Annotated in this window: 1 protein-coding gene; it reads left to right on the top strand. The window is 65.3% G+C overall.

Annotation, left to right across the window (positions count from 1 at the left end; translation table 11 throughout):
- Nucleotides 1-150 precede the first annotated feature (150 nt).
- Complete coding sequence (gene glcF / locus BQ17_RS14465; protein ID WP_089728233.1) at nt 151-1,362, top strand: glycolate oxidase subunit GlcF; 1,212 nt, start codon at nt 151-153, stop codon at nt 1,360-1,362.
- The last annotated feature ends 362 nt before the right edge of the window (nt 1,363-1,724 follow it).

The following is a 1,724-nucleotide window of genomic DNA, read 5'->3' as shown; positions in this document are numbered from 1 at the left end:
CCTTTGACCCCCTCTCCCCAAGCCCCCTCGCTGCGCTCGGCGCAGGCTCTCTCCCGGCGGGAGAGGGGCTTTTGCGATACCCTCGGCAGGCGCGGGGGTGGAATATCATGTGATGTGCCCGACCCCCGGTAGCAGGATCTATATAAAGACATGCAGACCGAAATCATCCCGGAGTTCTTGCAGACGCCCGAGGGCCAAGAGGCCGACGCCATCCTACGCGCCTGCGTCCATTGCGGTTTTTGCACCGCCACCTGTCCCACCTACCAGCTTCTAGGCGACGAGTTGGACGGGCCACGGGGGCGCATCTACCAGATCAAGCAGGTCCTGGAGGGCCGGACCCCGACCCGCACCACCCAAATCCACCTGGACCGCTGCCTCACCTGCCGTTCCTGCGAGACCACCTGTCCCTCCGGGGTACGCTATGCCCGGCTGGCGGACATCGGCCGCGATTTGGTCGAGAGCCGGGTGGATCGGCCCCTGGGCGAGAAGCTGCTGCGCCGGGCCCTGGTCAAGCTGGTGCCCTATCCCTCCCGCTTCGGTGCCCTGATGCGACTGGGCAGACTCGCCAAACCCCTGCTGCCGACGGCGCTCAAGGCCAAGGTCCCGACGCCCCGTCCGGCCGGGGCCTGGCCCGCCCCTGCCGGCAGGCGCCGGATGCTCGCGCTCGCGGGTTGCGTCCAGTCGGTGGCAACCCCCGCCACCAACGCCGCCGCGGCCCGGGTCCTGAGCCGGCTCGGGATCGACCTGATCGAGGCGCCTGCTGCAGGCTGCTGCGGTGCCGCTGCCTATCACCTGAATGCCCAGGCAGAAGGGCTCGCTGCCATGCGCCGCAATATCGATGCCTGGTGGCCCCGGATCCAGTCCGGCGCCGAGGCGATCCTGATCAATGCCAGCGGCTGTGGGGCGATGGTCAAGGAGTACGGCGAGCTGCTGCACCGGGACCCACACTATGCGGACAAGGCGGCACAGGTAGCGGCGCTGGCGCGGGACCCGGTCGAGATCCTTACCGAGCTGGATCTGGAGCCCCTGGGCCAGCCGGGCCGAGGCCGCAAGGTCGCCTTCCAGTGTCCCTGTACCCTGCAACATGGGCAACAACTGAACAACCTGGTAGAGCCCATCCTCACCCGGCTCGGTTTCGTACCCACACCCGTACCCGAGGCCCACCTGTGCTGCGGATCGGCCGGGACCTATTCCCTGACCCAGCCGGCGCTTTCAAGCCAACTGAGGGACCGCAAGGTCGCGGCGCTCGAAGCGGGCGGGCCCGACATCATCGCCACCGCGAACGTCGGCTGCCAGCTCCAGCTGGAGGCCGCGACCCACACGCCGGTGGTGCACTGGTTGGAGCTCCTGGACGAAGGCTGATCCGGCGTCCCGCGGCTGATCTCCTGCGTCTCCGGCGGTTGATTTTCTGTTTGAACGTCGTGTTGCGTTATGCCGCGTTCGATGCCGTGCCCCCCGGGCGTCTCCCCGCGCGGCTAACGCAACCTACACTTAAAGCGAGGTCTGCGTGGGCAGGCAGCACGGCGGTAAATCTGGGTGTAGGTTGCGTTAAGACGCCGACACTGGCCCGACAGACGATCAACGAGCCTTGGTGCGTCGAACGCAACACGTCAAATCCTCCAGACAATGCCAAATAATTCAGGATTGGGTAGTGGTAAATATCAGAGTGATATAGTAAGGTAGTTAATTCTTAATGATTCAAAATCCCGAGATTTTTACCATCT

The organism is Candidatus Thiosymbion oneisti (assembly GCF_900092655.1).
Taxonomy (GTDB): Bacteria; Pseudomonadota; Gammaproteobacteria; order Chromatiales; family Chromatiaceae; genus Thiosymbion; species Thiosymbion oneisti.
This window is presented reverse-complemented; position numbering and strand designations above follow the sequence as displayed.